27 protein-coding genes are annotated in these 23,735 nt (G+C 60.0%); 18 read left to right on the top strand and 9 right to left on the bottom strand.

What is annotated here, in order from left to right; all coding sequences use genetic code 11:
• Window positions 1-2 precede the first annotated feature (2 nt).
• From MOV61_RS08155 to MOV61_RS08175, 5 genes are read right to left on the bottom strand one after another with little or no spacing between them, the layout of a single operon-like run.
• Window positions 3-1,427 carry a Xaa-Pro peptidase family protein gene (locus MOV61_RS08155; RefSeq protein WP_247136213.1) on the bottom strand — a complete coding sequence of 475 codons (1,425 nt, stop codon included), beginning with the start codon at window positions 1,425-1,427 and terminating at the stop codon, window positions 3-5.
• A gap of 30 nt (window positions 1,428-1,457) precedes the next feature.
• Window positions 1,458-2,279 carry an ABC transporter permease gene (locus tag MOV61_RS08160; protein WP_247136214.1) on the bottom strand — a complete coding sequence of 274 codons (822 nt, stop codon included), beginning with the start codon at window positions 2,277-2,279 and terminating at the stop codon, window positions 1,458-1,460.
• Entirely contained in the window at window positions 2,272-3,099 is an 828-nt protein-coding gene (locus MOV61_RS08165; RefSeq protein ID WP_038548749.1) for an ABC transporter permease, read from the bottom strand. The genes MOV61_RS08160 and MOV61_RS08165 overlap by 8 nt, the downstream gene beginning before the upstream one ends.
• A 9-nt stretch (window positions 3,100-3,108) precedes the next feature.
• Window positions 3,109-4,155 carry an extracellular solute-binding protein gene (locus MOV61_RS08170; protein ID WP_247136215.1) on the bottom strand — a complete coding sequence of 349 codons (1,047 nt, stop codon included), beginning with the start codon at window positions 4,153-4,155 and terminating at the stop codon, window positions 3,109-3,111.
• Window positions 4,156-4,206: 51 nt separating this feature from the next.
• Window positions 4,207-5,319: an ABC transporter ATP-binding protein gene (locus MOV61_RS08175; protein WP_408962361.1), complete on the bottom strand. Its 1,113-nt coding sequence runs from the start codon at window positions 5,317-5,319 to the stop codon at window positions 4,207-4,209.
• A 629-nt stretch (window positions 5,320-5,948) separates the two neighbouring features.
• Between MOV61_RS08175 and MOV61_RS08180 the strand changes: the two genes are divergently transcribed.
• The 4 genes from MOV61_RS08180 (at window position 5,949) to MOV61_RS08195 (ending at window position 9,867) form a co-directional block, all read left to right on the top strand.
• Complete coding sequence (locus tag MOV61_RS08180; RefSeq protein ID WP_247136217.1) at window positions 5,949-6,881, top strand: ABC transporter substrate-binding protein; 933 nt, start codon at window positions 5,949-5,951, stop codon at window positions 6,879-6,881.
• 4 nt (window positions 6,882-6,885) lie between these two features.
• Complete coding sequence (locus MOV61_RS08185) at window positions 6,886-7,758, top strand: amino acid ABC transporter permease (protein WP_247136218.1); 873 nt, start codon at window positions 6,886-6,888, stop codon at window positions 7,756-7,758.
• An 82-nt stretch (window positions 7,759-7,840) separates the two neighbouring features.
• Window positions 7,841-8,971 (top strand): sugar phosphate isomerase/epimerase family protein, encoded by a 1,131-nt coding sequence (locus MOV61_RS08190; protein WP_247136219.1) that lies wholly within the window; start codon window positions 7,841-7,843, stop codon window positions 8,969-8,971.
• Between the two features lie 146 nt (window positions 8,972-9,117).
• Window positions 9,118-9,867, top strand: coding sequence for a GntR family transcriptional regulator (locus tag MOV61_RS08195; protein ID WP_038540060.1), 750 nt, complete (start codon window positions 9,118-9,120; stop codon window positions 9,865-9,867).
• Window positions 9,868-10,089: 222 nt separating this feature from the next.
• On the opposite strand, the gene MOV61_RS08200 is transcribed toward MOV61_RS08195, so the two are convergent.
• Window positions 10,090-10,920 carry a universal stress protein gene (locus MOV61_RS08200; RefSeq protein ID WP_247136220.1) on the bottom strand — a complete coding sequence of 277 codons (831 nt, stop codon included), beginning with the start codon at window positions 10,918-10,920 and terminating at the stop codon, window positions 10,090-10,092.
• 177 nt (window positions 10,921-11,097) lie between these two features.
• On the opposite strand from MOV61_RS08200, the gene MOV61_RS08205 reads away from it, so the two are divergent.
• The 5 genes from MOV61_RS08205 to MOV61_RS08225 all read left to right on the top strand — a co-directional run bounded on the left by MOV61_RS08205 (window position 11,098) and on the right by MOV61_RS08225 (window position 16,911).
• The gene (locus tag MOV61_RS08205; RefSeq protein ID WP_247136221.1) at window positions 11,098-11,559 is read left to right on the top strand and encodes an NUDIX domain-containing protein; all 462 of its coding nucleotides are present in this window, start codon (window positions 11,098-11,100) and stop codon (window positions 11,557-11,559) included.
• A gap of 140 nt (window positions 11,560-11,699) precedes the next feature.
• Window positions 11,700-12,770 (top strand): HlyD family secretion protein, encoded by a 1,071-nt coding sequence (locus MOV61_RS08210; RefSeq protein WP_247136222.1) that lies wholly within the window; start codon window positions 11,700-11,702, stop codon window positions 12,768-12,770.
• Entirely contained in the window at window positions 12,767-15,535 is a 2,769-nt protein-coding gene (rbbA, locus tag MOV61_RS08215; protein ID WP_247136223.1) for a ribosome-associated ATPase/putative transporter RbbA, read from the top strand. The genes MOV61_RS08210 and rbbA overlap by 4 nt, the downstream gene beginning before the upstream one ends.
• Before the next feature lie 3 nt (window positions 15,536-15,538).
• Window positions 15,539-16,651 (top strand): ABC transporter permease, encoded by a 1,113-nt coding sequence (locus tag MOV61_RS08220; protein ID WP_247136224.1) that lies wholly within the window; start codon window positions 15,539-15,541, stop codon window positions 16,649-16,651.
• A 92-nt stretch (window positions 16,652-16,743) separates the two neighbouring features.
• Window positions 16,744-16,911 (top strand): hypothetical protein, encoded by a 168-nt coding sequence (locus MOV61_RS08225; protein ID WP_167551669.1) that lies wholly within the window; start codon window positions 16,744-16,746, stop codon window positions 16,909-16,911.
• A gap of 40 nt (window positions 16,912-16,951) precedes the next feature.
• Here the strand turns inward: MOV61_RS08225 and MOV61_RS08230 are convergent, their stop codons facing one another.
• A complete protein-coding gene (locus MOV61_RS08230; protein ID WP_167551668.1) occupies window positions 16,952-17,122 on the bottom strand; it encodes a hypothetical protein in 171 nt (56 codons plus the stop codon).
• Between the two features lie 111 nt (window positions 17,123-17,233).
• The gene (locus MOV61_RS08235; protein ID WP_038592822.1) at window positions 17,234-17,443 is read right to left on the bottom strand and encodes a cold-shock protein; all 210 of its coding nucleotides are present in this window, start codon (window positions 17,441-17,443) and stop codon (window positions 17,234-17,236) included.
• Between the two features lie 295 nt (window positions 17,444-17,738).
• Here MOV61_RS08235 and MOV61_RS08240 point away from each other — a divergent pair, with 295 nt between their 5' ends.
• Both MOV61_RS08240 and MOV61_RS08245 read left to right on the top strand, forming a co-directional pair.
• The gene (locus tag MOV61_RS08240; RefSeq protein ID WP_038540046.1) at window positions 17,739-17,993 is read left to right on the top strand and encodes a hypothetical protein; all 255 of its coding nucleotides are present in this window, start codon (window positions 17,739-17,741) and stop codon (window positions 17,991-17,993) included.
• Window positions 17,994-18,107: 114 nt separating this feature from the next.
• The gene (locus MOV61_RS08245) at window positions 18,108-18,248 is read left to right on the top strand and encodes a hypothetical protein (protein WP_167551667.1); all 141 of its coding nucleotides are present in this window, start codon (window positions 18,108-18,110) and stop codon (window positions 18,246-18,248) included.
• A 218-nt stretch (window positions 18,249-18,466) separates the two neighbouring features.
• Here MOV61_RS08245 and MOV61_RS08250 read toward each other — a convergent pair whose 3' ends face one another.
• Entirely contained in the window at window positions 18,467-18,694 is a 228-nt protein-coding gene (locus MOV61_RS08250; RefSeq protein ID WP_247037980.1) for a hypothetical protein, read from the bottom strand.
• 221 nt (window positions 18,695-18,915) lie between these two features.
• Here MOV61_RS08250 and MOV61_RS08255 point away from each other — a divergent pair, with 221 nt between their 5' ends.
• The 7 genes from MOV61_RS08255 to MOV61_RS08285 all read left to right on the top strand — a co-directional run bounded on the left by MOV61_RS08255 (window position 18,916) and on the right by MOV61_RS08285 (window position 23,672).
• Window positions 18,916-19,209, top strand: a complete 294-nt coding sequence (locus MOV61_RS08255; RefSeq protein ID WP_247136225.1) for a hypothetical protein — start codon at window positions 18,916-18,918, stop codon at window positions 19,207-19,209.
• Window positions 19,210-19,282: 73 nt separating this feature from the next.
• Window positions 19,283-19,528 carry a hypothetical protein gene (locus MOV61_RS08260; RefSeq protein WP_038540034.1) on the top strand — a complete coding sequence of 82 codons (246 nt, stop codon included), beginning with the start codon at window positions 19,283-19,285 and terminating at the stop codon, window positions 19,526-19,528.
• 173 nt (window positions 19,529-19,701) lie between these two features.
• Window positions 19,702-20,598: a transglutaminase family protein gene (locus tag MOV61_RS08265; protein ID WP_038540031.1), complete on the top strand. Its 897-nt coding sequence runs from the start codon at window positions 19,702-19,704 to the stop codon at window positions 20,596-20,598.
• Between the two features lie 75 nt (window positions 20,599-20,673).
• Window positions 20,674-21,489 (top strand): transglutaminase family protein, encoded by an 816-nt coding sequence (locus MOV61_RS08270; protein WP_038540029.1) that lies wholly within the window; start codon window positions 20,674-20,676, stop codon window positions 21,487-21,489.
• A 284-nt stretch (window positions 21,490-21,773) separates the two neighbouring features.
• Complete coding sequence (locus tag MOV61_RS08275) at window positions 21,774-21,983, top strand: cold-shock protein (RefSeq protein WP_037085395.1); 210 nt, start codon at window positions 21,774-21,776, stop codon at window positions 21,981-21,983.
• 181 nt (window positions 21,984-22,164) lie between these two features.
• Window positions 22,165-22,545, top strand: a complete 381-nt coding sequence (locus MOV61_RS08280) for a DUF6481 family protein (RefSeq protein WP_038540025.1) — start codon at window positions 22,165-22,167, stop codon at window positions 22,543-22,545.
• 86 nt (window positions 22,546-22,631) lie between these two features.
• On the top strand, window positions 22,632-23,672 hold the full coding sequence (locus MOV61_RS08285) for a fatty acid desaturase (RefSeq protein ID WP_247136226.1): 1,041 nt from the start codon (window positions 22,632-22,634) through the stop codon (window positions 23,670-23,672).
• Window positions 23,673-23,735: the final 63 nt, after the last annotated feature.

Genomic DNA, 23,735 nt, shown 5'->3' on the forward strand with positions numbered 1-23,735 from the left:
TGTCAAGCCTCGGCAGCGATACGATGGGTTTCAAGCGGGGTGTGGCGGGAGAGGTTCTCGAACCCGTCCTTGGTGACGACGTACATGTTGCCGACATTGCAGCCGGCGGAGAGCGGTTCCAGCCACTGTGTGTGCATCACGAACACCATGCCTTCTTCCATCCGGTCGTAGTTGTGGGAGGAGATGTTGAAACTGTTCTGGCTGCCAGCCATGCCGACGGAATGGCCGAGATTGGGGTTATGCGGGCCTTCCGTCGCCGGATAGACATGCATGAGCTTGCGGCCCTGGGCCTCCCAGTCGATGTTCTTGACATACTGGCGTGGGATCAGGCGCGCGCTGCCGTCATCCATCGGCGCCCAGTTATAGGGCATGGTGCGGGCTTCCGGGGAGGTCAACATGCCACGCTCAATCATCGGCTCGAAGGCGGCATTGTTGACGTCGCGCATCAGCGCACCCGGACGGATCAGCTTTTCGGCGCGCTTGACGCCCTCAGTGCAGACGGCGAGCACCTCCTCCTGCCGCTTGGTAATCTCACCGATTGCGATCATGCGGGCGGTCTGGGCCGTGTAGCCGCGGTAGGTGATGTTGGAGACATAGAGATTGATCAGGTCGCCCGGACGCACGACATGGCCATAGGGTTTGCCGCAATGGGTGCCGAATTCGTTGATGCCGATCTGGTAGCCGTCGCCGGTCTCACCGCCGAAGGCTAGCTGGGCCTGCGTGAAGGCGGCATAGATTTCGTGGTCGGTCACGCCGGGTCTGGCAACGTGATGGGCGGCCTGGGTCGCGATGCTGACCAGTTGGGCGGCAGCCCGGAACATCTCGATCTCGCGCGGTGAACGCAGCTTCTGCATCCGGTCGAGAATGGCGTTGTCGGCGATGAACTTGCTCTTTGGCATGAATTCGTCGAGCGCCACCCAGAATGTCAGCGAGGTACGGTCGCCGATCCGGCCGATCTGGGCCTTTGCCAGCCCGAGGCTGGCCAGCACTTCGGCACATTTCTCGGCAGTCTTGATCACCGAGTCGCCCGGGCGGTCGGCGTATTCGCGGCCGATCGGGCCGATCTGCCAGATATCCTCGACCAATACCGGTTCACCGCCCGGCGGCAGGAGCACGGACTGGGTGAAGAAGGAGAGAAGGGTCAGCGGCTTGTCGGTGTCTGTCGGGATGACCAGAACGCCTTCGCGCATCCAGTCGCAGATATAGCGGAGATAGTGGTTCGACGTGTGAAACCAGCCGACACCGCCGGTGTGGACGATCAGCGCGTCATGCCCCGCTTCGACCGCCTGACGGCGGATGCGGCGCAGGCGATCCTCGAATTCCTCGACCGGCAGCGGCAAGGGTGCTGCAAAATCGAAGTCCGGCTGGAAATCGGCGAGCAGCGATCCGACACGATAAGAGCCCGCCTTGGTTGCACGCATGTTCATTGGGTATTCCTTCCAGAATTCTAAAATAGGTCAGGTCTGCTTCTGCGGTGCCAGCACCCGTCTTGCGACAAGCAGCACCACGAGCGTGAGAGCGATCAGAACTCCCGACATCGCGGCAACGCGGACGTCGAGCGACTCTTCGATGAGAGCGAACATTCTGAGCGGCAGCACCGTCGTTCGGGCATCGGCGAGGAAGAGCGAGACGGACACGTTGTCGAGCGACTGGATGAAGACGAGAAACGCACCGGCAAGAATGCCCGGCAACAGGAGCGGCAAGATTACCCGTCGCAGCGTCGTGAACCACCTCGCCCCCATCACCGTCGAAGCCTCCGCCAGCGATGGATTGATGCCCTGGGCAACGACGGATGCGGCTCTGTACATCAGCGGTCCGAAGACGACCACATGGCCGGTCACTGTCAGCCAGAGCGAAGGCTGGAAGCCGACGAAGTTGGCGACGATCAGTGCCGCGAGACCGTAGACCAGGCTCGGCAGGACGAGCGGCGCGAGCAGAAGAGGTTCGATGGAACTCACGGTGCTGCGTTTCATCCGCGCCATGCCGATGGTGGCGGGAACCGCAAACAGCAGGGACCCTAGAACCGCGAGAGCGGCAATCTTCAACGAGTTTCCGGCCGCAATGTGCTCGGTTCCTGAACGGATCGGGTCGAACAAGGCCTCGTACCAGCGGATCGAGAAGCCCTGCGGCGGGTATTTCAGGCTCTGTCCTGACGTAAACGACATGGTGATCGCGATGATGATCGGGGCGACCAGATAGATCAGGCTGAGGCCACCGAAGCCGAAGACAAATGCCTTATAGAGGAAAGCGGGGATAGGATTTTCACGCTTGTTATGCATGGCCAACGAGCCTCCTGTGACGGGAAATCATGGTCATTGCGACCAGCAGAATTCCGGTCGAGAGCAGCAAGACGACAGCAATCGCCGATGCCATGGACCAGTCGAACAGCGTGCCGACCTCGCGATAGATCAATTGTGGGACATATACATTGCGGGCGCCGCCGATGACTGCCTGCGTCACGAAGGAACTGCTGGTACTCGCAAAGACCAGGATCCACCCCGCCAGCAGGCCCGGCAGCATCATCGGTAGCAGCACCGTCACGAAGATCCGCCAGGGTCCGGCCCCGGAGACCTGCGCGGCCTCCGTGAATTGGACGGGGGTCCGCGACAGGATCGCGATCAGCGGCAGGATGATAAGGGGCAGATCGATCTGGCACATGGCCAGCACCAGCCCGAGTTCGGTGGACATCAGCGAGAACGGTTGTCCTGCAAGACCGAGAGCCACGAAGGTCTCGCTGATCGGCCCCTGCCGCCCGAGAATGACGATCCAGGCAAAGGTTCGCACCACGTTGCTGGTCAGCATGGGAATCAGCGTCAGAAAGATAATGACCTGACGCGCCGTCTTGCCGCTGTGCCAGTACAGGAGCGCGATCGGAATCCCGAGAAGAGTCGTGCTCGCCACGGTTTGCAGACCGAGTTTTGCGGTATTCATCAGCACGCGATAATTGAACGCATCGCCGAGGAAGCGTCCGTAATTGTTGAGTGTCAGTCCGTCCGGGCCGATGAAACTGAACCCAACGAGAACGGCGAGCGGCGTCGCAAAGAACGCCACCGACAACAGGAGCATCGGGATAACGTATGGGAAGCCGCTCGCCTTCATCATCTCACCTCAACCAGCAACGAGGGCGTCGAACTTGCGTATCCATTCCGCACGGTTCTTGTTGATCGAAGCCCAGTCCGGATAGACCATGTTGGCAAGCTGGTCGCGCTTGACGAAGGCCTCAATGCCCGGCGTGAGGGAGACGTTCTTGTTGGTCGGGAACATCTCCTGCGGCGGCATCTTCAGCTTGTCCTGTGCCGCCTTGGAGATGGCTGCATCCATGTAGGCATAGGCGGCCTCGACGTTTTTCGAACCCTTGGTCAGGTGGATGTTGACCGGGGCTGCGGGAGAGCCGGTTTCCGGCTGGACGAACTCGGCCTTGAGGCCAAGGCTCTTCAGGCGGGCGACATTGCCGGTGGAGCACATGAAGACCGCGATCTCGCCCTGCTGGAAGAGCGTCATCTGGTGGTTGGTGCTGGCGACGACGCCCTTGATCTGCTCCGGATTGTCCTTGAACAGCTTGAAGACGGCATCCATGTCCGTGGTACTGGTCCCGAAGATCTTGGCGATCTGGCTGTAGGCCATGACGCCGGTGTTCGAGCCGAAGCCGGTCCAGGATACCTTACCCTTGTAGGCTGGGTTTTCGAACAGGTCGCGATAGCCCTTAGGGGCAGGCACGAGATCAGGATTGTAGGCGATGCCGTTGACTTCGATTGTCACGGTCGGGCCATACTCGCCCCGGAAGGCCGGGTCGAGCATGCTCCAGTTCTTGAGCTTGCTCGGATCGATCTTCTGGATCAGGTCGTTGTCGATGGCGGTCGCCATCTGGCCGGGCGACATCAGCAGCGTGTCGTACGGCGGGTTGCCGGGGCTCGCCATCACCTTGGCGAGTTGGTCCTGCGCCAGAGCCGGGGCGACCGTCAGATCGAAACCGGCTTGCCTGACGAGCGGCGTCAGGACCGTGCGGTAGCCATCTTCCCAGTTGCCGGGGAAGGTTGCGGCGACGACGCTGCCGCTGGCGGCGCGGGCGGAAAACGGCATGGTTGCGGCTGCGGCTGCGGCCGCACCGGCAGCGAGCAGGCCAAAGTTACGACGAGTCATATTGAAATTGGTCATGCGATCACCTCTGTTGGTTGTTGATTGACGGCTTTCATTCACTGGCTTCATTCACTGGGAGACTTCCGGTTCGCCCGGAAAGACATGGGCTCGTGCGGTGTCGATCTCGGCAAAAACCTGCGTCCCGGTTTCGGGGACGAAGGTCGAAGGGCCGCGCACCTCGGACGCACGCAGATTAGTGCCGTCGTCGAGAACGAGGTCGTGGACCAGCGTCGGACCGAGCGGCACGGATACGGTCACGCGTGCCGCAAGCGAATTTTCGCCTGGCTGGCTTGTCAGCCGAACCTCCTCCGGTCGGAAGGTGACGGTGACCTTCGATCCGGCGGTGAAATTCAGGCGGCGCGGCAACTGGAGGGTTTTGCCACTCGGCAAGCAGATCACCGTGGCTTCAGGATCCAGACGCGCAACCGTTCCATGGAGAATATTGGCCTGCCCGATGAAAGTGTTGACGAACAGCGTGTTGGGCCGGTCATAGACGGCCATCGGCGTATCGATCTGCTCGACATTACCCTTGCTCATCAGGACAAGACGGTTTGCCAAGCTCTGGGCTTCTTCCTGGTCGTGGGTGACGATCAGCGTTGTGATCCCGAGCGTTTTCTGAAGATGCAGAAGCTCGACCTGCAGGTCGAAGCGAAGCGCCCGGTCCAGTGCGCCGAACGGCTCATCGAGCAGAAGCAGCGAAGGGCGTCCTGCTATGGCGCGGGCAACCGCGACGCGTTGCTGCTGGCCGCCGGACAGTTCGCGTGGAAGCCGATTGCCGTAACCGTCGAGACGAACGAGGGACAACATTTCCTCGACGCGCGCCTTTCGTACGGCACGCGGAACCTGCTGGCAGGCGAGTGGATAGGCGATGTTCTCGGCCACGGTCAGATGCGGGAACAGCGCATAGTTCTGGAAGACCATGCCGATGCCACGAGCTCGGGCTGATACGTTGGCAAGGTCGGCCCCACCGAGCACCATTCGGCCAGACTTTGGGTGGATCAAGCCTGCAATAGCCCTGAGTACCGTAGATTTGCCGCAGCCGCTTGGCCCGAGGAGTGCGACGATTTCTCCAGCGTTGACCTCAAAGGACACATCGCTGACGGCATTCTGTCCGCCATAACTGTGCGTGAGGTCTTTGACACTGAGCTGCTTTCCTTCAATCGAGTTCGCAATATGAGGCATGCAAATTCCCCCATGATCTGCCGCAACGATGGGACGCGAGTAGCGACCGGGAGCTAAGCGGATATGTCGTTGGCTAAAAAATCTGGTCAGGGTCTGGTTCATGCCCATCGAATTGCAAGCACCATGCCAGTTCCAAACTGTCACCTGAAGAATCGAAGCAAGGTGATGTTTTAAATATGTTATTTTTTACGAGATTAAATTCGCAAGTTTATTATCACAGATTTTTGCATCTGAATAAATCAGTACGGCTGCATATAATTTGGCCTCGATAGTTTAGTTCTTGAGCAGAGACCTGGTAGCCGGCGGGGAGAATTCACGCCACGTTTTATCGGAAACGCGCCCATTGCAGAGCTTTCGTCTTCAAAACTAGGAAAATATCCCCACAATTGGAGCTAAATTGGGTTTGAGCCGGCGTTTTCCATGACAGCAACGTTGAGCTCGATGAAATTTTATGCACTTACATTCGTATTAACTCTCGAATCTATCTTCGAAAAAATATGCGCATATCGACGATGAGAAATATCTGGCTTCATTCTCAATAACTTAGGAATCAGTCTGTCAACTTGGCACGGCGATTGCTTCAAAATCCCCGAGAATTCAAACACAGCAAAACAACGAAAGGGGATCCCATGAACAGCATCAACGGAATTCTGAGAAGCGGACTTGCCGGCACATTCGCAGCCTTGCTCTCCCTGTCGGCACAGGCAGCCGAAGGTCCGGCAGTCAAGATGGTGCCGGAGGCGGACGTGGCGAAGTTGCCGGGCGTGGCCTTCAACCAAAAACTGGCAGACGGCCTGCCGCCTGCCATCAAGGCGTCGAAGGTCCTCAAGGTCGCAACCGACCTCACCCCGCCGATCAGCTTCCGCGCAGAGGATGGAAAGCTGATCGGCATCGATGCCGATATCGCCGCGGCCCTCGGCGTTGTTCTCGGCATCGACGTGCAGATGACCGACGTTGGTGCCGGGGCCGCGATCGTTCCTGCTATCCTGTCGAAGCGTTTCGACATGACCGTCTCCGGCATCAACGATGATCCGGAACTGGAAAAGCAGGTCGATGTCATCGACTACATGTATGACGCGACCACGATCATGACCATCAAGGACAACCCGCTCGGCATCAAGAGCATGGCGGATCTCTGCGGCAAGAAGGTCGCCGTGCCGGTCGGCACTTTCCAGGGGCGCATGGTGGAGGCCGCGTCTGCCAAGTGCGCCACGCCGATCAACATCATGTCCATCCCGAAAATGCCTGACGTATTGCAGGCAGTGCGCACCGGCCGCGCCGATGCGACCGTCAACGGTTATGCCACGAGCGTCTACACCACGACAAACCAGACCGGCAGAGGCGTCGGCCTGCAGGCTCTTCCGGATGTCCGCCTCGCAGTGGGATATCTCGGCATGCTGGTATCGAAGGACAACCCACAGCTTCGCGACACGGTCGTGGCGAGCCTTCAGCACATGGTCGATAGCGGCGCCTATGAAACCATCATGAAAAAATGGAGCCTTGGTCCGCTCGCCGTGAAGACGGTCAAAGTCAACGACGCCGCCAGCATGCCGGTGGATTGAGCCCATGTCCCTTTTTGCTCAACCCGTCAGCATCGCCATGGCACCTCCCGTCGGCAAGCCGATACGGTGGGGGCAAATCACGACCGGTACCAGCGCGATCCTCGCGCTGGCCCTCCTTATGATGATCATCGGCCGTAGCCAGAGCGTTCAATGGAGCGAAATCCCTCGCTTCATGATCGATCCGATGATCCTAGGCGGCGTCGTCCTGACGCTCCAACTGACGGCAGGAGCAATGGTGGCCGGGATTGCCGTCGGCTGCATCGTGGCCATCATGGCCACCAGCCAGAATATCGTGCTGAAAACGATGGCCGTCGGCTTCGTCTGGTGGTTTCGGGGCGTGCCGCTGATCGTCCAGATCTTCTTCTGGTTCAACATCGCACTTTTTATCCCCGAGGTTGGTCTTGGCGCCTATACGATATCGATCAACGATCTGGTCACTCCCGCGGTCGCCGGGTTCCTAGCGCTCGGTCTGCACGAGGCCGCCAATATGAGCGAGATCATTCGCGGCGGCCTGACGGCGGTGGATCGTGGACAGCGTGAAGCGGCATCGTCTCTGGGCTTGAGGCCACTGCAAACCTTGCGGACAGTCATTCTGCCGCAGGCGGTCCGCCTCGTCGTTCCACCGACCGGCAACCAAGCCATCGGCATGCTGAAGGCCAGTGCCATCGTCTCCGTCATCGGCATGCAGGACCTGCTGACCCAGGCGCAGGCGATCTATGCGCGCAACTTTCTGGTCATCGAACTGCTGTGCGTTGCATCGCTCTGGTATCTCGCGATCACCACAGTCGCCTCGATCGGCCAGCATTTTCTCGAAAAGCAACTCGTGCCCAAAGGCCCGTCTGGCGGCTCGCAAAAGGAGACCCGGCAACGGGCCTGACAGGTCGCCGGCATCGTTCAACCCAACCAAGCAAGGATCGCCAGCGCAGCGTATCCGATCAGGAAATCCCAAGGAGCAAACCATGAAACTCGGCATTGATGCACAGAAACTTCCCGAAGCCGTAAAGCGCGGGCCGCTTGCAAGCCTCGACCATGTCAGGGAACTCGGTCTCGGCGGTCTTTTCTTCACCACGGTTCTCGATATGAGCCCGACGCTGGACAAAGTCGAACTGCGCGACATCAGGGCGAAGGCCGATGAACTCGGCCTTTATCTCGAAAGCGGCGTCGGCAAGATCAATCCCTATTGCAGCGCCGAGGCTCCGGAGTTCCGGGCAATCGGCGACGGCGACATCATTCTCGGCTTCTCCCGGATGATCGAGGCAGGCGCTGCCATCGGCTGCCGTGAACTCTGGGTATCGCCCGGCAATTTCAAATCCGAATATCGTGGCAGGTTGGCGAACGACCGGTTCCGGACCGACGTCACCTGGGAAGAGCAGTTGCTCGCCATCGAAAAGGTTCTGCTGAAGCTGGCACCTGTGGCCCGCGCCAATGGCGTTCACCTCAACATGGAGACCCATGACGAGATCACCTCCTTCGAAATTCTTCGGCTGATCGAAAAGATCGGCGAGGATTGCATGGGCGTGGTCTTCGACACGGCCAACGGTCTGCAGCACGCCGAACATCCGGTCTTTGCCGCAAAACGCGTCGCACCCCATGTCCGCCAAACCCACGTGAAGGACGCCTATGTCGGACGAGCACCCGGTGGCCTCGATTTCCAGACCCGTCCGGTCGGCGGCGGTATCGTCGATTTCGGCTCGATCCTTCCCATCCTCGCAACAGCGAACCCAGATCTGAATTTTTCGCTGGAAGTTGCCGCATCCGTCGAAGACAAGCCCCGGAAAGCCAATCCGCGCCAGTGCATCCAGATCGACGATCCGATCTGGCGCGCCGGCCACCCGGATCTCAACGCCGAAGAGCTGGATGCTTATATCGCCATGGTGGACGCCTATGAGAAGCGCGTCACCTCGGGGGAAATTCCGGATTGGGAAGCGTACGAAGCCAGCCAGTACGGCTACCCCACCTATGAGAAGCAGTCCTACGGCTACAAGGAATCTGTGATCTTCATCAAGGACTCGGCTCGCTATGTCGAAAGCATTTGCGCCGAAAACGGCATCTCCCTTTCTTCGCCGGCGACAAAGCGGCAGGCGGCCTGAACGACCGGTCCGTCAGCATCGGCGGCATGCGCTGCCGATGCCCTTTAAAATCATGGGAAAGTCTGGATTTTTGTCGAGATAGGCATATACGCAGGAATATTCTCATGGAAAAAATAATGCTGCCGTAAGGGCATTTGGAGCAGGAAATGAAAAGGACGCGCCGTCAAAGCGCCAAGGCAGTACCGAAAGCGCATAGCGCAGCGGAAACCACTGAGACCAACAACGACGATGTTTCAGAGCGCATCCGGACAACGCTTGGCACCGCAATCGGTGAAGGCGCGCTGAAGCCGGGAACCAAGATTCTGGAGGATGCGATCGCCGAACATTTCGGTGTCAGCAGGACGGTCGTCCGAGGAGCCCTCGGCGTACTGGAGAGCGACCATCTTCTGGAGCGAAAGAAAAATCGCGGCACTTTCGTTGCAGAACCTGGGATCGAAGAAGCCAGGGCTCTTTTCGAATCACGCCGGAAGCTGGAGCACGTCATCCTCGAACTGGTCATGAACCGCGCCGAAGCGGAGCAGCTGGACGCTCTCGAAAAGCTGGCGGACGAGGAAGAGCAGATCCATCATCACGGCGACGAGAAATCGAAGACTGTCCTTTCCGGCAAGTTTCACATCGTGCTCGCCGAACTCGGCGGCAACGCGGTCATGACCGAAATGCTGTCGAAGATCGTTGCCCGCCTCTCGCTCGTGATGGCCCTCTACGAGGAAGAGAAGCAGGACGACTGCGGCGCCGATCACCATCGTCTGATCGTGACCGCATTGAAAGCCAAGGACCTAATGAAGGCGCAGCAATTGATGGACCATCATCTTGCTGACATCGAAGGCCGTGTGCGGCTCACTGAGGGCCAGGGTGACCGGCATACGTTCATGGCTGTGCTGGAGAACTTTTCGTAAACTGGATCGGCGCCCAACGTCTGTCCGAGCGGAAATTATTGCCGCTCGACACGTCCTGTTGGCTGATGCCCATAGCCAGGGCACAAAGGTGGCATCCACGGTCGCTCGCGACAGGAAAACAGAGGGAATTTCGCGGCTCTTCAACCGTTTGCCGTAAGATGCAGACCTAAATAATCCTGCCCCCGCCGATGGGTGGGAGGCAGGGCAAATCGCGCCCCGGGCCTACCGGGCAATTAGCACCGGCAGCTTGCTTTTCTCCAGGATCGAAGCGGTCACGCCGCCGAATACCCGCTCCCGCAGGCGGGAATGTCCGTAGGCGCCCATGACGATGAGGTCGGCGTTGATCTCGAGCGCGTGCCGTTCGAGCACATCCTCCACTGGCCGGCCGCCGCTTGCCAGTTGTTCGACGACGACATTTATCCCGTGGCGGGCGAGATAGGCAGCGACATCGGCGCCGGGTTCGCCGCCGCTGACCCAGTAGGAGCTGTCCGGATCGACCAGCACGACATGCACCTCCTCGGCCCAGGTCATCATCTCCAGGGCCTCGCGTGCGGCCCGAGCCGCCTCAGTGCGGGAATTCCAGGCGAGCAGAACCCGCCGTGGCTTCAGGGTCGTCCTGAGGTTCTTCGGCGCCAGAAGAAGGGGGCGGCCCGCTTCGAACACGCCGCCGTCGACGATTTTCCGGGTGAGAACGCTATCGCCGCGCACGCCGTCTCCGATCACCAGCACATCGGCGTAAAGTGCGCGGCGATGAATTTCCTCGCCTACGAAAACGCCTTCAGAGTAGATGACGTCGATGTCGAACGACAGACCATTCGTCGTGCAGGCGGCTGCCGCCTGTTTCCGGATGCCGTCGAGCAATCTCAAGTCCTCGTCCCGCTGGTCGAGCCACACCGTGCCGGCCGGAAAATCACCCATGGTTGCCGGAACCGCGAGGCCGATGACCACGACGGAAAGATGCGCTTCGAGTTCGATCGCGGTCTCCATGGCACGGGCGAGATCAGCAGTTGGATCCGTATTGCCGATCATCGCGAGCACTGTCTTAAATGACATTGTCTGTCTCCTCTGCATAACGCCTTGATTGGCCTATGGAAGGAAAGCCTAGAACCGGCACCGGCCCGAGCCATGATCTTCGTCAATCGAAAGCGGAATTTCAGATTGCTGCGCACTATCTGAGGATCAATTAGGATCATAAACCCCGCTTCTGCCTCCAAGATGAAAGCTCTCGCCATGCCGAAACGCAGCGCAGGTCTTTTGATATTCCGCCACGCCGCCGGAGATCGGCAAGTGTTTCTGGTTCATCCCGGCGGGCCGTTCTGGGCACGCAAGGACGAAGGGGCCTGGTCCATTCCCAAGGGCCTTGTCGATGAAGGAGAAGACGAACTGGCGGCCGCGAAACGAGAGGTTTTCGAGGAGGTAGGAGCGAGAATTAACGGCAACTTCGAATGGCTCGGCGAATACCGCCAGCCGGGCGGCAAGCGGGTGCTCGCCTGGTCGATCGAGGCCGATATCGACGTCGAGAAGATCGTCAGCAACACGTTCCGGATCGAGTGGCCGCCGAAATCGGGGCTGATGAAGGAGTTTCCGGAAGTCGACCGGGCCGGTTGGTTCAGCCTCGACGAGGCGGAGCGCAAGATATTGAAGGGGCAGCAGCCGATCCTCGTCGATTTCGCGGCACGACGACAGCCATAAAGCAGGAGCCCAAATCCGGCTTTGCATGTCGAAGTGCCGGGCGCCGGCGAAACCCCTCCACGGCTTGACTTAGATCACCGCAAAGCCCGTGATGGACAGATACGAGAACTGCCTGACATCAGCGTTCATGGAGCCTCCCTTTGAACCGTATCGCAAAAGCCGCCATCATTGTCGCAGTCGTAGGTGCCGCCGGTTATTTCGGCTGGCGGTATCAGCAGGACCTTCGGGCCGAGCGAGCCATGCAGGGAATTGCCAGTGGAAACGGCCGCATCGAGGCAGTCGAAATCGATGTCGCGGCGAGAACCGCGGGACGCCTTTCCGATATTCTGGTGAAGGAAGGCAACTTCGTCAAAGCCGGCGCGATCGTCGCCCGCATGGATATCGAACAGCTCGTCGCCCAGAAGCGGGAAGCGGAGGCCCAGCTTGCAAGGGCGAAGATCGCCATCGAAACAGCGAAAAGCCTTGTCGTCCAGCGCCAGGCGGAAAAGGAAGCCGCGGCCGCAACAGTCTCCCAGAACGAGGTCCAGCTGCAATCGGCTCGCAAGCGGCTGACCCGCAGCGAGCAGATGAGCCGCAGCGGATCCGTTTCCGAACAATTGCTGGACGACGACCGCGCCAGGGTCGAGGGAGGAGTGGCGACCGTCTCGGCAGCCAAAGCCAACCTTGCGGCGACCGATGCGGCGATCGGTGCGGCGCAGTCTCAGGTCGTGGATGCCGGGGCCTCGGTCGAGGCCGTGCAGGCGACTGTCGCGCGGATCGATGCCGATCTGCGCGATTCGGAACTCAAAGCCCCGCGCGACGGACGGGTGCAATATCTCGTGGCTCAGCCGGGCGAAGTGGTCGCTGCCGGCGGCCGTGTGCTCAACATCCTCGATGTCGGCGATGTCTACATGACGTTCTTCCTACCGACCGGGGAAGCCGGGCGCACCCCGATCGGCGGCGAGGCCCGGATCGTTCTCGACGCAGCTCCCCAATATGTCATTCCGGCCCGGATATCCTTCGTGTCCGATGTCGCGCAATTCACGCCGAAGACGGTGGAGACCGAGGAGGAACGACAGAAACTGATGTTCCGCCTGCGGGCGCGCGTCTCTCCGGAACTGCTCCAGAAATATATCGCGCAGGTCAAGACCGGGCTGCCGGGCCGGACCTATGTGAAGCTCGATCCCGCCGCAGAGTGGCCGGCGGCGCTGTCACGGCCGATCACCCCATGAGCCCCGTGCAGCAGGCGAAGGGCATCCAGGTAGAACCTGCCTATGTGGCGCGGTTGACGGATGTCGGCCATTCCTACGGCAAGACGCGCGCCATCGACGGCATAAGCCTCGACGTGCCGTCCGGGCGTATGATCGGCCTGATCGGCCCGGACGGGGTGGGCAAATCCTCGCTGCTTTCGCTGATCTCCGGCGCACGACAGATCCAGACGGGCGAGGTCGAAGTGCTTGGCGGCGACATGCGCAGCGCCCGTCACCGGGACCGTACCTGCCCGGCCATCGCCTATATGCCGCAGGGGCTCGGCAAAAACCTCTATCCGACGTTATCGGTGTTCGAGAATGCCGATTTCTTTGCCCGCCTGTTCGGCCAGGGCCGCGAGGAGCGGGAATACCGCATCGCTAACCTTCTGAAACGCACCGGCCTGTCGGGCTTCGAGGATCGCCCCGCCGGCAAGCTTTCGGGCGGCATGAAACAGAAGCTCGGCCTTTGCTGCGCCCTCATTCACGATCCGGACCTTTTGATCCTCGACGAGCCGACGACCGGCGTCGACCCGCTGTCGCGCCGGCAGTTCTGGAGCCTCGTCGACGATATCCGGAGAGAGCGACCGGAGATGAGCGTGATCGTTGCGACCGCCTATATGGAGGAAGCGGCGCGCTTCGACTGGTTGGCGGCCATGGATGCCGGCAAGGTGCTGGCGACCGGCACACCACGCGAGATCCTTGCTCATACCGGCGCCGCCACGCTCGACGATGCCTTCATTGCGCTGATGCCGGAGGAGAGGCGCGCCACACACAAAGCCATTCCGCTTCATCCGCCGGCAGATTTCGACGAGGCCGAATTTGCCATCGAGGCGGAAGGCCTGACCATGCGCTTCGGCGATTTCACGGCGGTGGACGATGTCAGCTTCCGCATCCGCCGCGGCGAGATCTTTGGTTTCCTCGGCTCGAACGGCTGCGGCAAGTCCACGACGATGAAGATGCTGACCGGCCTGCTGCCGGCAAGCGAGGGCACGGCGAAGTTGTTCGGCAAGACGGTCGATCCGAAGGACATGGATGTCCGGCGGCGCGTCGGCTACATGAGCCAGGCCTTTTCGCTCTATACGGAACTGACGGTCCGGCAGAACCTCGACCTGCATGCGCGGCTGTTCCAGCTGCCTGCCGACACCATCCCGGCACGGATCGAGGACATGGGCCGGCGTTTCGAGCTTGCGGACGTCATGGACGCGCTGCCCGATGCCCTGCCGCTCGGTGTCCGGCAGCGGCTTTCGCTGGCGGTGGCGCTGATCCATTCGCCGGAAGTGCTGATCCTCGACGAACCGACTTCGGGCGTAGACCCGATCGCCCGTGACCAGTTGTGGGCGGCGCTGATCGAGCTCTCCCGCAAAGACCATGTCACCATATTTATCTCCACCCATTTCATGAATGAAGCGGAGCGCTGCGACCGCATCTCGCTGATGCATGCCGGCAAGGTGCTGGTGAGCGATACGCCCGATGCGATCCGCAAAAGCCGCCATGCCACAACGCTGGAGGAAGCGTTCATCGCCTATCTCGAAGATGCGATCGGCGAGACGACTGCCTCATCCGCATCGGCACCCTCGACGGCAGACGACGGGCGCAAGTTCGCCGGAGCACGGCCGCACCGCTCCTTCGACCCGCTTCGCATCTGGAGCTATAGTCTTCGCGAGACGCTGGAGATCCGCCGCGATCCCATTCGGGCCACCCTGGCGCTAATCGGCAGCGTCATCCTGATGTTCGTGATCGGCTACGGCATCAACATGGACGTCAAGGACCTGACATTCGCGGTTCTCGACCGGGACGACACGGTCGCCAGCCGCGACTATATCGCCGACATCGCCGGTTCCCGCTATTTCGTCGAGCAGCCGCCGCTCGGCGATTATGCCGATCTCGACCGGCGCACGCGCGACGGCTCGCTGAAGCTGGCGATCGAAATCCCGGCGGGTTTCGCCGAACATGTCGCCCGCGGCCACGATGTCGAGATCGGCGCCTGGATTGACGGCGCCATGCCGCAACGGGCGGAAACGACGCGCGGCTACGTGCAGGGCATGCACGCCCACTGGCTGGCGCAAAAGGCGCGCGAGATCTACGGCGATGCCGCCAAGGGGCAGTTCTCGATCGAGACCCGCTTCCGCTACAATCCCGGCATCGAAAGCCTGGTGGCGATGGTGCCGGCCGTCATTCCGCTGATGCTTCTGCTGATCCCGGCGATGCTCGCGGCGCTGTCGGTGGTGCGGGAGAAGGAACTCGGCTCGATCGTCAATTTCTACGTGACGCCGGTGACGCGGCTGGAATTCCTCATCGGCAAGCAGCTTCCCTACCTGGCGCTCGGCATGATGAACGCCGTGCTCCTGTGGCTGTTTGCGATCCTGGTGTTCCAGGTGCCGTTCACCGGCAGCTTAGCTGCCTTCACCGCGGCAGCACTTCTCTATGTCGCTTTCGCGACCGCCTTCGGCCTGCTTGTTTCGACCTTCATGTCGAGCCAGATCGCCGCGATCTTCGGGACGACGCTGATGACGATCATACCGGCGGTGCAGTTTGCCGGCATGATCGATCCGGTCTCCTCGCTGCAGGGCATCGGGGCGGTCATCGGCCAGATCTATCCGACGACCTATTTCAACATCATTTCGCGAGGGACCTTCTCGAAGGGCCTCGGCTTCGAAAACCTCTTCGAGGCTTTCCTGCCGCTCATTGTTGCCGGGCCGCTGCTGATTGCGGCGAGCGCCGTCTTTCTCAAGAAACAGGCACGGTGACGGATGCGGCTCGCCAATATCGTCCACCTCGGGATCAAGGAATTGCGCGGGCTGATGCGCGATCCGATATTGCTCGGACTGATCGTCTATTCCTTCACGATCGCCGTTTATACGGAAGCAAAAGCCGTTCCCGAAACATTGAACAATGCGCCGATCGCGATCGTCGATGAGGACAATTCGCCGCTCTCGCGCCAGATCGCCGACTCTTTCCTGCAGCCCTATTTCAAACCGCCGGCGATGATCACGGCGGGCGAGATGGATGCTCGCATGGATGCCGGCACCGACACGTTCGCACTCGATATTCCGCCGAACTTCCAGAGCGACCTGATCGCCGGCAAATCCCCCGTCGTCCAACTCAATGTCGATGCGACCCGCATGACCCAGGCGTTTTCCGGATCCGGCTATGTGCAGAATATCGTCTCGACCGAAGTCGCCGGTTTTGCCGCCGCGGATATCGACGGTCGAACGCCGACCGTGAACCTCGCATTACGCGCCCGGTTCAATCCCGAACTCAACCAGATGTGGTTCGCGTCGGTGATGAACGTCATCAACAACGTCACCATGCTGGCGATCATCCTGACAGGCACCGCCCTCATCCGCGAGCGGGAGCACGGCACGGTCGAGCATCTTCTGGTGATGCCGCTGACGCCGTTCGAAATCATGGCTGCAAAAGTGTGGTCAATGGGGCTGGTGGTGTTCGTCGCCACCCTGCTTTCGCTGATCTTCGTGGTGCAGGGATTGCTGAAGGTTCCGGTCGAGGGATCGATCGTGCTGTTCATGGCGGGGGCGGCGCTCCATCTTCTCGCTGCAACCGCGATGGGGATCGCGCTCGCGACGCTTGCGGGCTCGATGCCGCAGTTCGGCCTGCTGCTGATGCTGGTGCTGCTGCCGCTGCAGATCCTCTCCGGCGCGACCACGCCCCGCGAGAGCATGCCGGAAGTGATCCAGACGATCATGCTCGCTGCGCCGAACACACATTTCATCCTGCTCGCCCAGGCGATCCTTTACCGCGGCGCCGGGTTCTCGGTGGTCTGGCCGCAATTTGCGTGGCTGTTCGTCATCGCAACGGTGTTGTTTGCCTTCTCGCTGCGCGGCTTCCGCAGGTCGTTGCGATAAGGCCTACCTGAACATGCCGGTGCTTATTCCTGCTTCTGCCGGCGAAGAAACGGGAGTAGAATTACGGGGTCGATCAATGAGGAAGCTCTAAAATGGGAAAAGAGAGGCCTTCACCCGGAACGTCCGCCAAAGATATCGCCAAGGAGCAGGACGATTACCTGGAAGAGTCGCTCGAAGAGACTTTTCCGGCAAGCGATCCCATCGCACCGGGCCATCCCCGAAAGCCGGAGAAACAGCCGGTTGCTCCCAAGCGCAAGTAAAAACGGGCCGAAGTGCTCCTCGGCCCGCATAATGTGATGCTTAGTTCTTGCCGCCGGCCTTGCGGCCTTTGTCGGCCTTGCCCTTTGCGGAAGAGGTCTTGGCGTCATAGCCCTGGCCGTGGTTGGTGCCGCCGAGATGGCCGCCGCCGCTGGTATTGACGACCTGGCGCTGGGCCCGCTTTATCTGCTGTTCTGCATCTGTCTTTTTCATGGAAATTCTTTCGTTATTCGAAGAGAAAGGCCGAGCGGGGCTAGCCACCCGACTCGCTTCAACGGTCCGTGCCGGTACATCCGTGGTCAAAGACCGGAGTCGGTTTTGGCTTTAGGCGATCTGCAGGTTTTCAGCTGCATTCTTGCCGGTGCGGTTGTCCCGCACGACATCGAAGCTCACCTTCTGACCTTCAGCCAGATAGGTCATTCCCGAACGTTCGACGGCCGAGATGTGGACGAACACGTCCGTCGATCCGTCGGCGGGCTGGATAAAGCCGAAACCCTTGGAGGTGTTAAAAAATTTTACGATTCCGTTGCTCATGAAGATGATCCTTCCGATCGAACACAGGTCGCCGTCCGGCAAAATGCCAGCGACAAAAGAGATCGATTTTGAAAGGAAAGATCAGCTCGAACGCAAAAGGCGTGAAAACGAAGCTCGACAACCAATTTCGATGGTAACCCCTATCGGTCAACTATGTCTTGAGCAAGGCATTTCTCGCAACCCCGCACATTGCCTTTGGCGCAAGTCCGGCGCATGATGACGACTTCAGCAGCTATATAAAGGGCGCTGCTGCTTCAGGATTTTCACGCCCTGGCCCCAATGAAAGGAGGACGTCATGTCTTCCGAATTCTCTCAGACCACCTCCCGCAACCTGGTCCGCGTCAGCGGCCCCGGATACCGGGAAAATATCGAACTTCACCAATTCAGTGAGCGTACGCAGCCAAGCGGAATGCTTGTCGGCGGTCGGGCAGACACGACGGGAGCAGCCATGATGCTTGCCCGTTTTGGCGATCATCCCGAAAAGAGCTTTGGGGCCGCAATATCGGCTTCTTTGAGCAAACACAGAGATACCGTAACACCGCAGCTTTGATAGTTCGGCTGGCAAAGGCAGGATTTCGCAGATCCGTCATTTCACGCTTTGCATGCCTGTCTGCCGAACAACGGTTTCACTCTCCACTATCCATCGCCGCCCAAGGAGGACAAAATGGCTAAAGGCCAGGTACGAAGTAACCGCGAAACTCGCAAACCAAAAAAAGACAAGACTGCAGCCGTGACGGCCGCGCCCGCAGGCGCACAGGTCAAGCTCGCCGGCAGCGGTCTCACCTTGGGCAAAAAGCCGAAATAATGTTTCGGGCAGGAGGCGCCGTACCACGGCGCCTCCGACGCCGGCCCCCTTCGAAATTCGCAGGCTCAAGCAGGCGACAGGGATGATTGCCATCCGGTCGCTGCTGGATCGTTTGCGTTTCGCTTTCTCGGGAAATGTGTTCTTCAACCATTCGCTCCCATCGGGCGCGGAGATGTGATCCTATTTCCAATCCCTGCGTCGGCGGAAAGCGTTGCCGGCTAGCGCAATCCGGGAGGCTTCTTCGAAACGCGGGTGGCGCGGATGCCACCAAGCCAAATCTCCGAACCCGTCAGCGGCGGTCCCTGGATCGGCATACCCCGGAAGATGGCATGCAGGCTCGATGCGTCGGGGCAGCTTTCTGCGGATTGTTCAGCCTGCGGCTGGTTGTTCGTCAGCATTTTCTCGAAATAAAGCTGGAAATTCGGATGCGAGGATCGTGAGGACATCGTGCCCCTCCTTGGTCGTCGGGGCTAGGGCTCGCATCGGGTCCCTCAGGCGGCTGCGCCCTTGCCAGTTGCAGCCGACCAGCCACGATGGGCCTCATTCCCGCCCATGGCAAGCACCGCCTATCCGTTTTGAGACAAGACTTGAAACTGACGCATTATTTCGCCATATATGATTCACGTTTTCAGCCTTTTCGGCTACCTGATCCTCCCGGCTCCGCCGGTTGCTTGGCGACACCCTTGATTTTGCGAACGTCGAACTCCGCCCCGTCGGCTGGAGAATTCTTGCGTTGGCCGTTGTCGCGTCCCGCAGTCTATCCTTTAAGGTTACATCAATGATCGATACTGTCCGCCATGCCGCCCAGAATCTGTTTCGCAAACCCGATGCAGAAGAAGGCTCCAATGCAGCGAAGCTGCAGGAATTTCGCCAGAGACAAGCGCTGAGAAGCCGGGAACTCAAGCTCGCGCAAAAGCAGGAGCGCCTCCAGAGGCGCGCATCGCAATTGCAGCCGGCCTGACGCGGATTGTTCCGACGAGGTTATTCGTTCGGATCATCCCCTCGCACATCTCCTCGACCACAAGGACACCAGCATGGCCGCCTTCAACTACAATGCCGGCGCGGGGCTCTACCCGTGCAAGAACTGGAAGAGAACGAGCAGGCTTGGCTACAAGCGGTTCGAAACCGTGGCCGAAGCCTTGCGTTTTGCAATCGAGGTCATGCCTGCGTCCCTGTTGCGCGGGTCCATTCTCGAGGTCGAAGAAGCCCGGTTCGACAGCACGCAGATACAGAAACTCTACGACGCCGGTGAATATCCGCTGCAGCGTCGAGACCAGTGAGGTAACCCCTCTCGGGGTTCCTATGCAGCGTTCGGGATTATCGTAATTTACCGGGTGCGGCTGGTTTTTCCTATCGCCTTGGCATGGCGGCTGTTATAGCGGTGATTAAGCAGGGTTCGATGAAAGCCCCCGCGCCAGCGCGTGCCGACCTTACTGCTCTTGGGGTGAATTGGATGACGATATTTTCCGTCCGGCATGTCACCTCCTATCGGTATACGAGGCCGGTGGAGTTCGGCGAACACAGGCTGATGTTCAGGCCGCGGGATAGTTTCGACCAGACTTTACTGAGTTCCCAGCTCAACGTTTATCCAAAACCGGACTATGTCCGGTGGATCCATGATGTCTTCGGCAATTGCGTCGCGCTGGTCGGAATATCGAAGGCGTCTTCCGAACTACGGTTCGAAACCAATATCCGCCTCGACCACACGCCGCAGGTGGCGATGGACTTCCAGATCGACGAAGAGGCACTCACCTATCCGTTCGTATACGATCCGGAAGAAGCCTTCGATCTGGAGAGGACGATCCAGCGCCACTATCCCGATCCAGAGGACCGGGTTGGCAAATGGGCACGGCAATTCGTCAGGGTCGGCCATGCCACCGAAACGGGCCATCTGCTGATGACCATGTGCTTCGCGCTCCACGAGGGTTTCATCTACGCCAGGCGCTCCGAACACGGGACGCAACCGCCGCTCGAAACCTTGCAGCTGCGCCGCGGCACCTGCCGCGATTTCGCACTGCTGATGATGGAAGCGGCGCGGTCGCTCGGCTTGGCGGCGCGTTTCGTGACCGGCTATATCTACGTGCCCGACCGCGACGGCTCGATAACGCTCGGCGGCGGATCGACCCACGCCTGGTGCCAAGTCTATCTTCCCGGCGCCGGGTGGGTGGAATTCGATCCCACCAACGGTATCGTCGGCAATCGCGACCTGATACGCGTGGGTGTCGCTCGCGATCCGCGACAGGCGATCCCGCTATCGGGAAGTTACGATGGCGACGATACCGATTTCGACAGCATGTCCGTGCAGGTTAACGTGACGACCGATGACCAAAGCGTGAAACTCCACGGGTAACCGGAACACCCGGATTATTCGAGCGTTGCCGCTGAACTGCCATTTCGGCCAGAGTTTCTCCATAGGGATACGATCATGAAGATACGCGCAGGGTTTCGCATAGGGTATGAATGCCAGCACGATACGGCGATGCTACTGGTTCTGAATATCCATCCCTCGCGTCGCGCGGACCTTTTGAGCGACCAAGTGCTGAGCTTCGACCGCCCGATCGAGGCCTGGAGCTATCTCGATAGCTTCGGAAACGCCTGCAGCCGGATCGTGGCACCGCCGGGGCTGACGACGATCTCGACCGAATTCGAAATCTACGACGACGGCATGCCTGACCCGGTGCCGCAAAATGCCTTCCAGCACGACATCAAGGATCTGCCGGACGACGTGCTGGTCTTCCTGCTCGGCAGCCGCTACTGCGACACCGACCGCCTGGCGGATTTTGCCTGGAAGACATTTTCCGCGACGCCTCTCGGCTGGCCGCGGGTGCAGGCGATCCTCGACTTCGCCCACAACCACATCACTTTCAACTACCAGAACGCGGATCCGCTGCGGACAGCTTTTGGAGGCTTTACCGATCGCACGGGCGTCTGCCGCGATTTCGCGCATCTCGCCATCACGCTTTGCCGCTGCATGAACATTCCGGCGCGTTACTGCACCGGCTATCTCGGCGATATCGGCGTCCCGGTGGATATCAACCCGATGGATTTCAGCGCCTGGTTCCAGGTCTATCTCGGCGGGCGCTGGAATACCGTCGATGCCCGTCATAACAAACCCCGCATCGGGCGCATTCTGATGGCGACCGGGCGGGACGCGACGGACGTGGCGCTTTCGACCGCCTTCGGCCCGGCGATCCTGGCTTCTTTCCAGGTGACGACCGAAGAAATACCGGCCTCCGCCTAAATCTTCAAACTGCCGGCCCTTTGGCGCTCAAGCCCGAAAGGGGGTACCGTTGATATTCTTCGGCCATCAACAAAAACTACTCATGGTTGCGCGCCTCATGATTTTCAAAACAAAAAGTTGACACTTCGGTCATGATGCATTAGGTAGGGGATATCGATACTTTGTTTGCCGATATTTGTTTTTGCTGCGCATTGCGCTTCTTGACGAAGTTTCCCTCTCAAAAGTCGAAACACCCGCCGTGCGTCGCCCGGCGGATTATCAATGTTGCTATGAAAGGGTTCGTTATGGCCACTGGCACAGTTAAATGGTTCAATGCCACCAAGGGCTTCGGCTTCATTCAGCCTGACGACGGCAGCGCCGACGTCTTCGTTCACATCTCGGCCGTCGAACGCGCCGGCATGAGCTCGATCGTTGAAGGCCAGAAGCTCGGCTTTGAACTTGAGCGTGACCGCAAGTCGGGCAAGATGTCCGCAGGCCAGCTTCAGGCTGCCTAAAACTTTAGCCTCCCATGACCACGGATGTACTGGCATGGCGGCAAAAGATATGTGAAGGCCAGGCATATGTCTGGCCTTTTTCCGTTGAGGCATTTGGCTGACGCGAACATCCACATAACTTCCCGTTAAGCGCGATATTCGTTTTCAACCGCCACATTCAAGATCTGACAAGGAAGATACATTGAGACACCCGAGCGACAACAGCTTTGCCGAGCGCCGCAAGACAGCGGCGGATGCCAAGCGAGAGCTTTTGGCGAAGTTTGCGTCCGCCCCTAAACCGACCGATCCCGCTGTGCAGGAACGACGCGCCGAACGCGAGGCTCTTGCCGCCGCGAGAGAAGCCCGCCGTGCCGAGCGCGAAGCGCTGAAGGCGGCGGAGAACGAACGCCAGCTGCAGGAAGCTGCCGCATTGGCCGCAGCCGCGGAAGCCCATGAAAAGGCCGCAGCCGAGGCACAGCAAGCGGAAACCAACGCCCGGGTTGCCCGGGTCGTTGCCGATGAAGCCGCCCGCAAGGCGGAGCGCGATCGTCGTTACGCGGCACGCAAGGCCCGTCAGGGCTGATATTCGAGGCATGTGCCTGAAACCATGCAGGCACATCCCGCTTCGGGCCCGCCGCATGCCGAGGCAAAAAAGGTGGATCGATTTCCATGAACGCCAGAGCCTATGCGCCAGCGCCCGATACCGAAGACGATATCGGCGCGTGGCTGAAGATTCTTTCTAAATATCGGCAGCCGCGTTTCGGACGCAGCAGCTTCGAACTGCTTGTCACGGTGCTGCCGTTCGCCGTCCTCTGGGCCGGCGCCTATATTTCCGTATTCCTGGGATTCCCGATCGGGCTGATCCTCGTCCTTCCCGCCGCCGCTTTTCTGCTGCGGCTGTTCATGATCCAGCACGATTGCGGGCACGGCTCGTTCTTCGCACGTCGGCGCCTCGACAATTGGACCGGACGCGTACTGGGTGTCCTGACCTTGACGCCTTATGACTACTGGCGCCGGGCACATGCCGCCCACCACGCCTCGGCCGGCAACCTCGACGAACGCGGCGTCGGCGATATCACCACGCTGACGATCGCCGAATATCAGGCTCTTCCCTGGTCGCGCCGGCTGGCCTATCGCCTTTACCGCCATCCGCTGGTAATGTTCGGCATCGGACCCGCCTGGCTTTTCCTCTTCAAGCAGCGCCTGCCCTTTGGAATGATGGGGTCCGGCGCCCTGCCCTGGATTTCCACGATGGCGACCAATCTCGCGATCGCTGTTCTTGCGGCCTTGATGATATGGGCGATCGGGCTCGTGCCCTTTCTGCTCGTCCACCTGCCGATCGTGCTGATCGCAGGAGCTGCCGGCGTCTGGCTTTTCTACGTTCAGCACCAGTTCGAGGAGACCCATTGGTCGAAGACCGAGGACTGGCAGTTTCCGGAATCCGCCCTTCACGGCGCCTCCCATTACGACCTCCCACTGGTGCTTCGGTGGCTGACCGGCAATATCGGCATCCACCACGTCCATCACCTGTCGAGCAGGATCCCCTACTACCGGCTGCCCGAGGTGTTGCGCGATCACCCCGAACTGGCCGGCATCGGCCGCATAACACTTTGGCAGAGCATCCAATGCGTCAAACTCGTGCTCTGGGACGAAAAGAGCCGAAAGCTCCTGTCGTTTCGCGATGCCGCCAAGGCGGCGAAGACTTCTTAACCGCTGCAATCGGCGAGGCTGAAACCACCGCCTGAGCACCGATGCACAAAGACTACCTCCCTA

Origin of the sequence: Neorhizobium sp. BETTINA12A, from assembly GCF_023006485.1 — a bacterium.
Lineage (GTDB): Bacteria > Pseudomonadota > Alphaproteobacteria > Rhizobiales > Rhizobiaceae > Neorhizobium.

What these genes read in the sequence shown, in the direction of transcription:
- MOV61_RS08155 (WP_247136213.1), bottom strand. Translation starts at nt 1,427, where the DNA reads ATGAACATGCGTGCAACCAAGGCGGGCTCTTATCGTGTCGGATCGCTG.
- MOV61_RS08160 (WP_247136214.1), bottom strand. Translation starts at nt 2,279, where the DNA reads ATGCATAACAAGCGTGAAAATCCTATCCCCGCTTTCCTCTATAAGGCA.
- MOV61_RS08165 (WP_038548749.1), bottom strand. Translation starts at nt 3,099, where the DNA reads ATGAAGGCGAGCGGCTTCCCATACGTTATCCCGATGCTCCTGTTGTCG.
- MOV61_RS08170 (WP_247136215.1), bottom strand. Translation starts at nt 4,155, where the DNA reads ATGACCAATTTCAATATGACTCGTCGTAACTTTGGCCTGCTCGCTGCC.
- MOV61_RS08175 (WP_408962361.1), bottom strand. Translation starts at nt 5,319, where the DNA reads ATGCCTCATATTGCGAACTCGATTGAAGGAAAGCAGCTCAGTGTCAAA.
- MOV61_RS08180 (WP_247136217.1), top strand. Translation starts at nt 5,949, where the DNA reads ATGAACAGCATCAACGGAATTCTGAGAAGCGGACTTGCCGGCACATTC.
- MOV61_RS08185 (WP_247136218.1), top strand. Translation starts at nt 6,886, where the DNA reads ATGTCCCTTTTTGCTCAACCCGTCAGCATCGCCATGGCACCTCCCGTC.
- MOV61_RS08190 (WP_247136219.1), top strand. Translation starts at nt 7,841, where the DNA reads ATGAAACTCGGCATTGATGCACAGAAACTTCCCGAAGCCGTAAAGCGC.
- MOV61_RS08195 (WP_038540060.1), top strand. Translation starts at nt 9,118, where the DNA reads ATGAAAAGGACGCGCCGTCAAAGCGCCAAGGCAGTACCGAAAGCGCAT.
- MOV61_RS08200 (WP_247136220.1), bottom strand. Translation starts at nt 10,920, where the DNA reads ATGTCATTTAAGACAGTGCTCGCGATGATCGGCAATACGGATCCAACT.
- MOV61_RS08205 (WP_247136221.1), top strand. Translation starts at nt 11,098, where the DNA reads ATGCCGAAACGCAGCGCAGGTCTTTTGATATTCCGCCACGCCGCCGGA.
- rbbA (WP_247136223.1), top strand. Translation starts at nt 12,767, where the DNA reads ATGAGCCCCGTGCAGCAGGCGAAGGGCATCCAGGTAGAACCTGCCTAT.
- MOV61_RS08220 (WP_247136224.1), top strand. Translation starts at nt 15,539, where the DNA reads ATGCGGCTCGCCAATATCGTCCACCTCGGGATCAAGGAATTGCGCGGG.
- MOV61_RS08225 (WP_167551669.1), top strand. Translation starts at nt 16,744, where the DNA reads ATGGGAAAAGAGAGGCCTTCACCCGGAACGTCCGCCAAAGATATCGCC.
- MOV61_RS08230 (WP_167551668.1), bottom strand. Translation starts at nt 17,122, where the DNA reads ATGAAAAAGACAGATGCAGAACAGCAGATAAAGCGGGCCCAGCGCCAG.
- MOV61_RS08235 (WP_038592822.1), bottom strand. Translation starts at nt 17,443, where the DNA reads ATGAGCAACGGAATCGTAAAATTTTTTAACACCTCCAAGGGTTTCGGC.
- MOV61_RS08240 (WP_038540046.1), top strand. Translation starts at nt 17,739, where the DNA reads ATGTCTTCCGAATTCTCTCAGACCACCTCCCGCAACCTGGTCCGCGTC.
- MOV61_RS08245 (WP_167551667.1), top strand. Translation starts at nt 18,108, where the DNA reads ATGGCTAAAGGCCAGGTACGAAGTAACCGCGAAACTCGCAAACCAAAA.
- MOV61_RS08250 (WP_247037980.1), bottom strand. Translation starts at nt 18,694, where the DNA reads ATGTCCTCACGATCCTCGCATCCGAATTTCCAGCTTTATTTCGAGAAA.
- MOV61_RS08260 (WP_038540034.1), top strand. Translation starts at nt 19,283, where the DNA reads ATGGCCGCCTTCAACTACAATGCCGGCGCGGGGCTCTACCCGTGCAAG.
- MOV61_RS08265 (WP_038540031.1), top strand. Translation starts at nt 19,702, where the DNA reads ATGACGATATTTTCCGTCCGGCATGTCACCTCCTATCGGTATACGAGG.
- MOV61_RS08270 (WP_038540029.1), top strand. Translation starts at nt 20,674, where the DNA reads ATGAAGATACGCGCAGGGTTTCGCATAGGGTATGAATGCCAGCACGAT.
- MOV61_RS08275 (WP_037085395.1), top strand. Translation starts at nt 21,774, where the DNA reads ATGGCCACTGGCACAGTTAAATGGTTCAATGCCACCAAGGGCTTCGGC.
- MOV61_RS08285 (WP_247136226.1), top strand. Translation starts at nt 22,632, where the DNA reads ATGAACGCCAGAGCCTATGCGCCAGCGCCCGATACCGAAGACGATATC.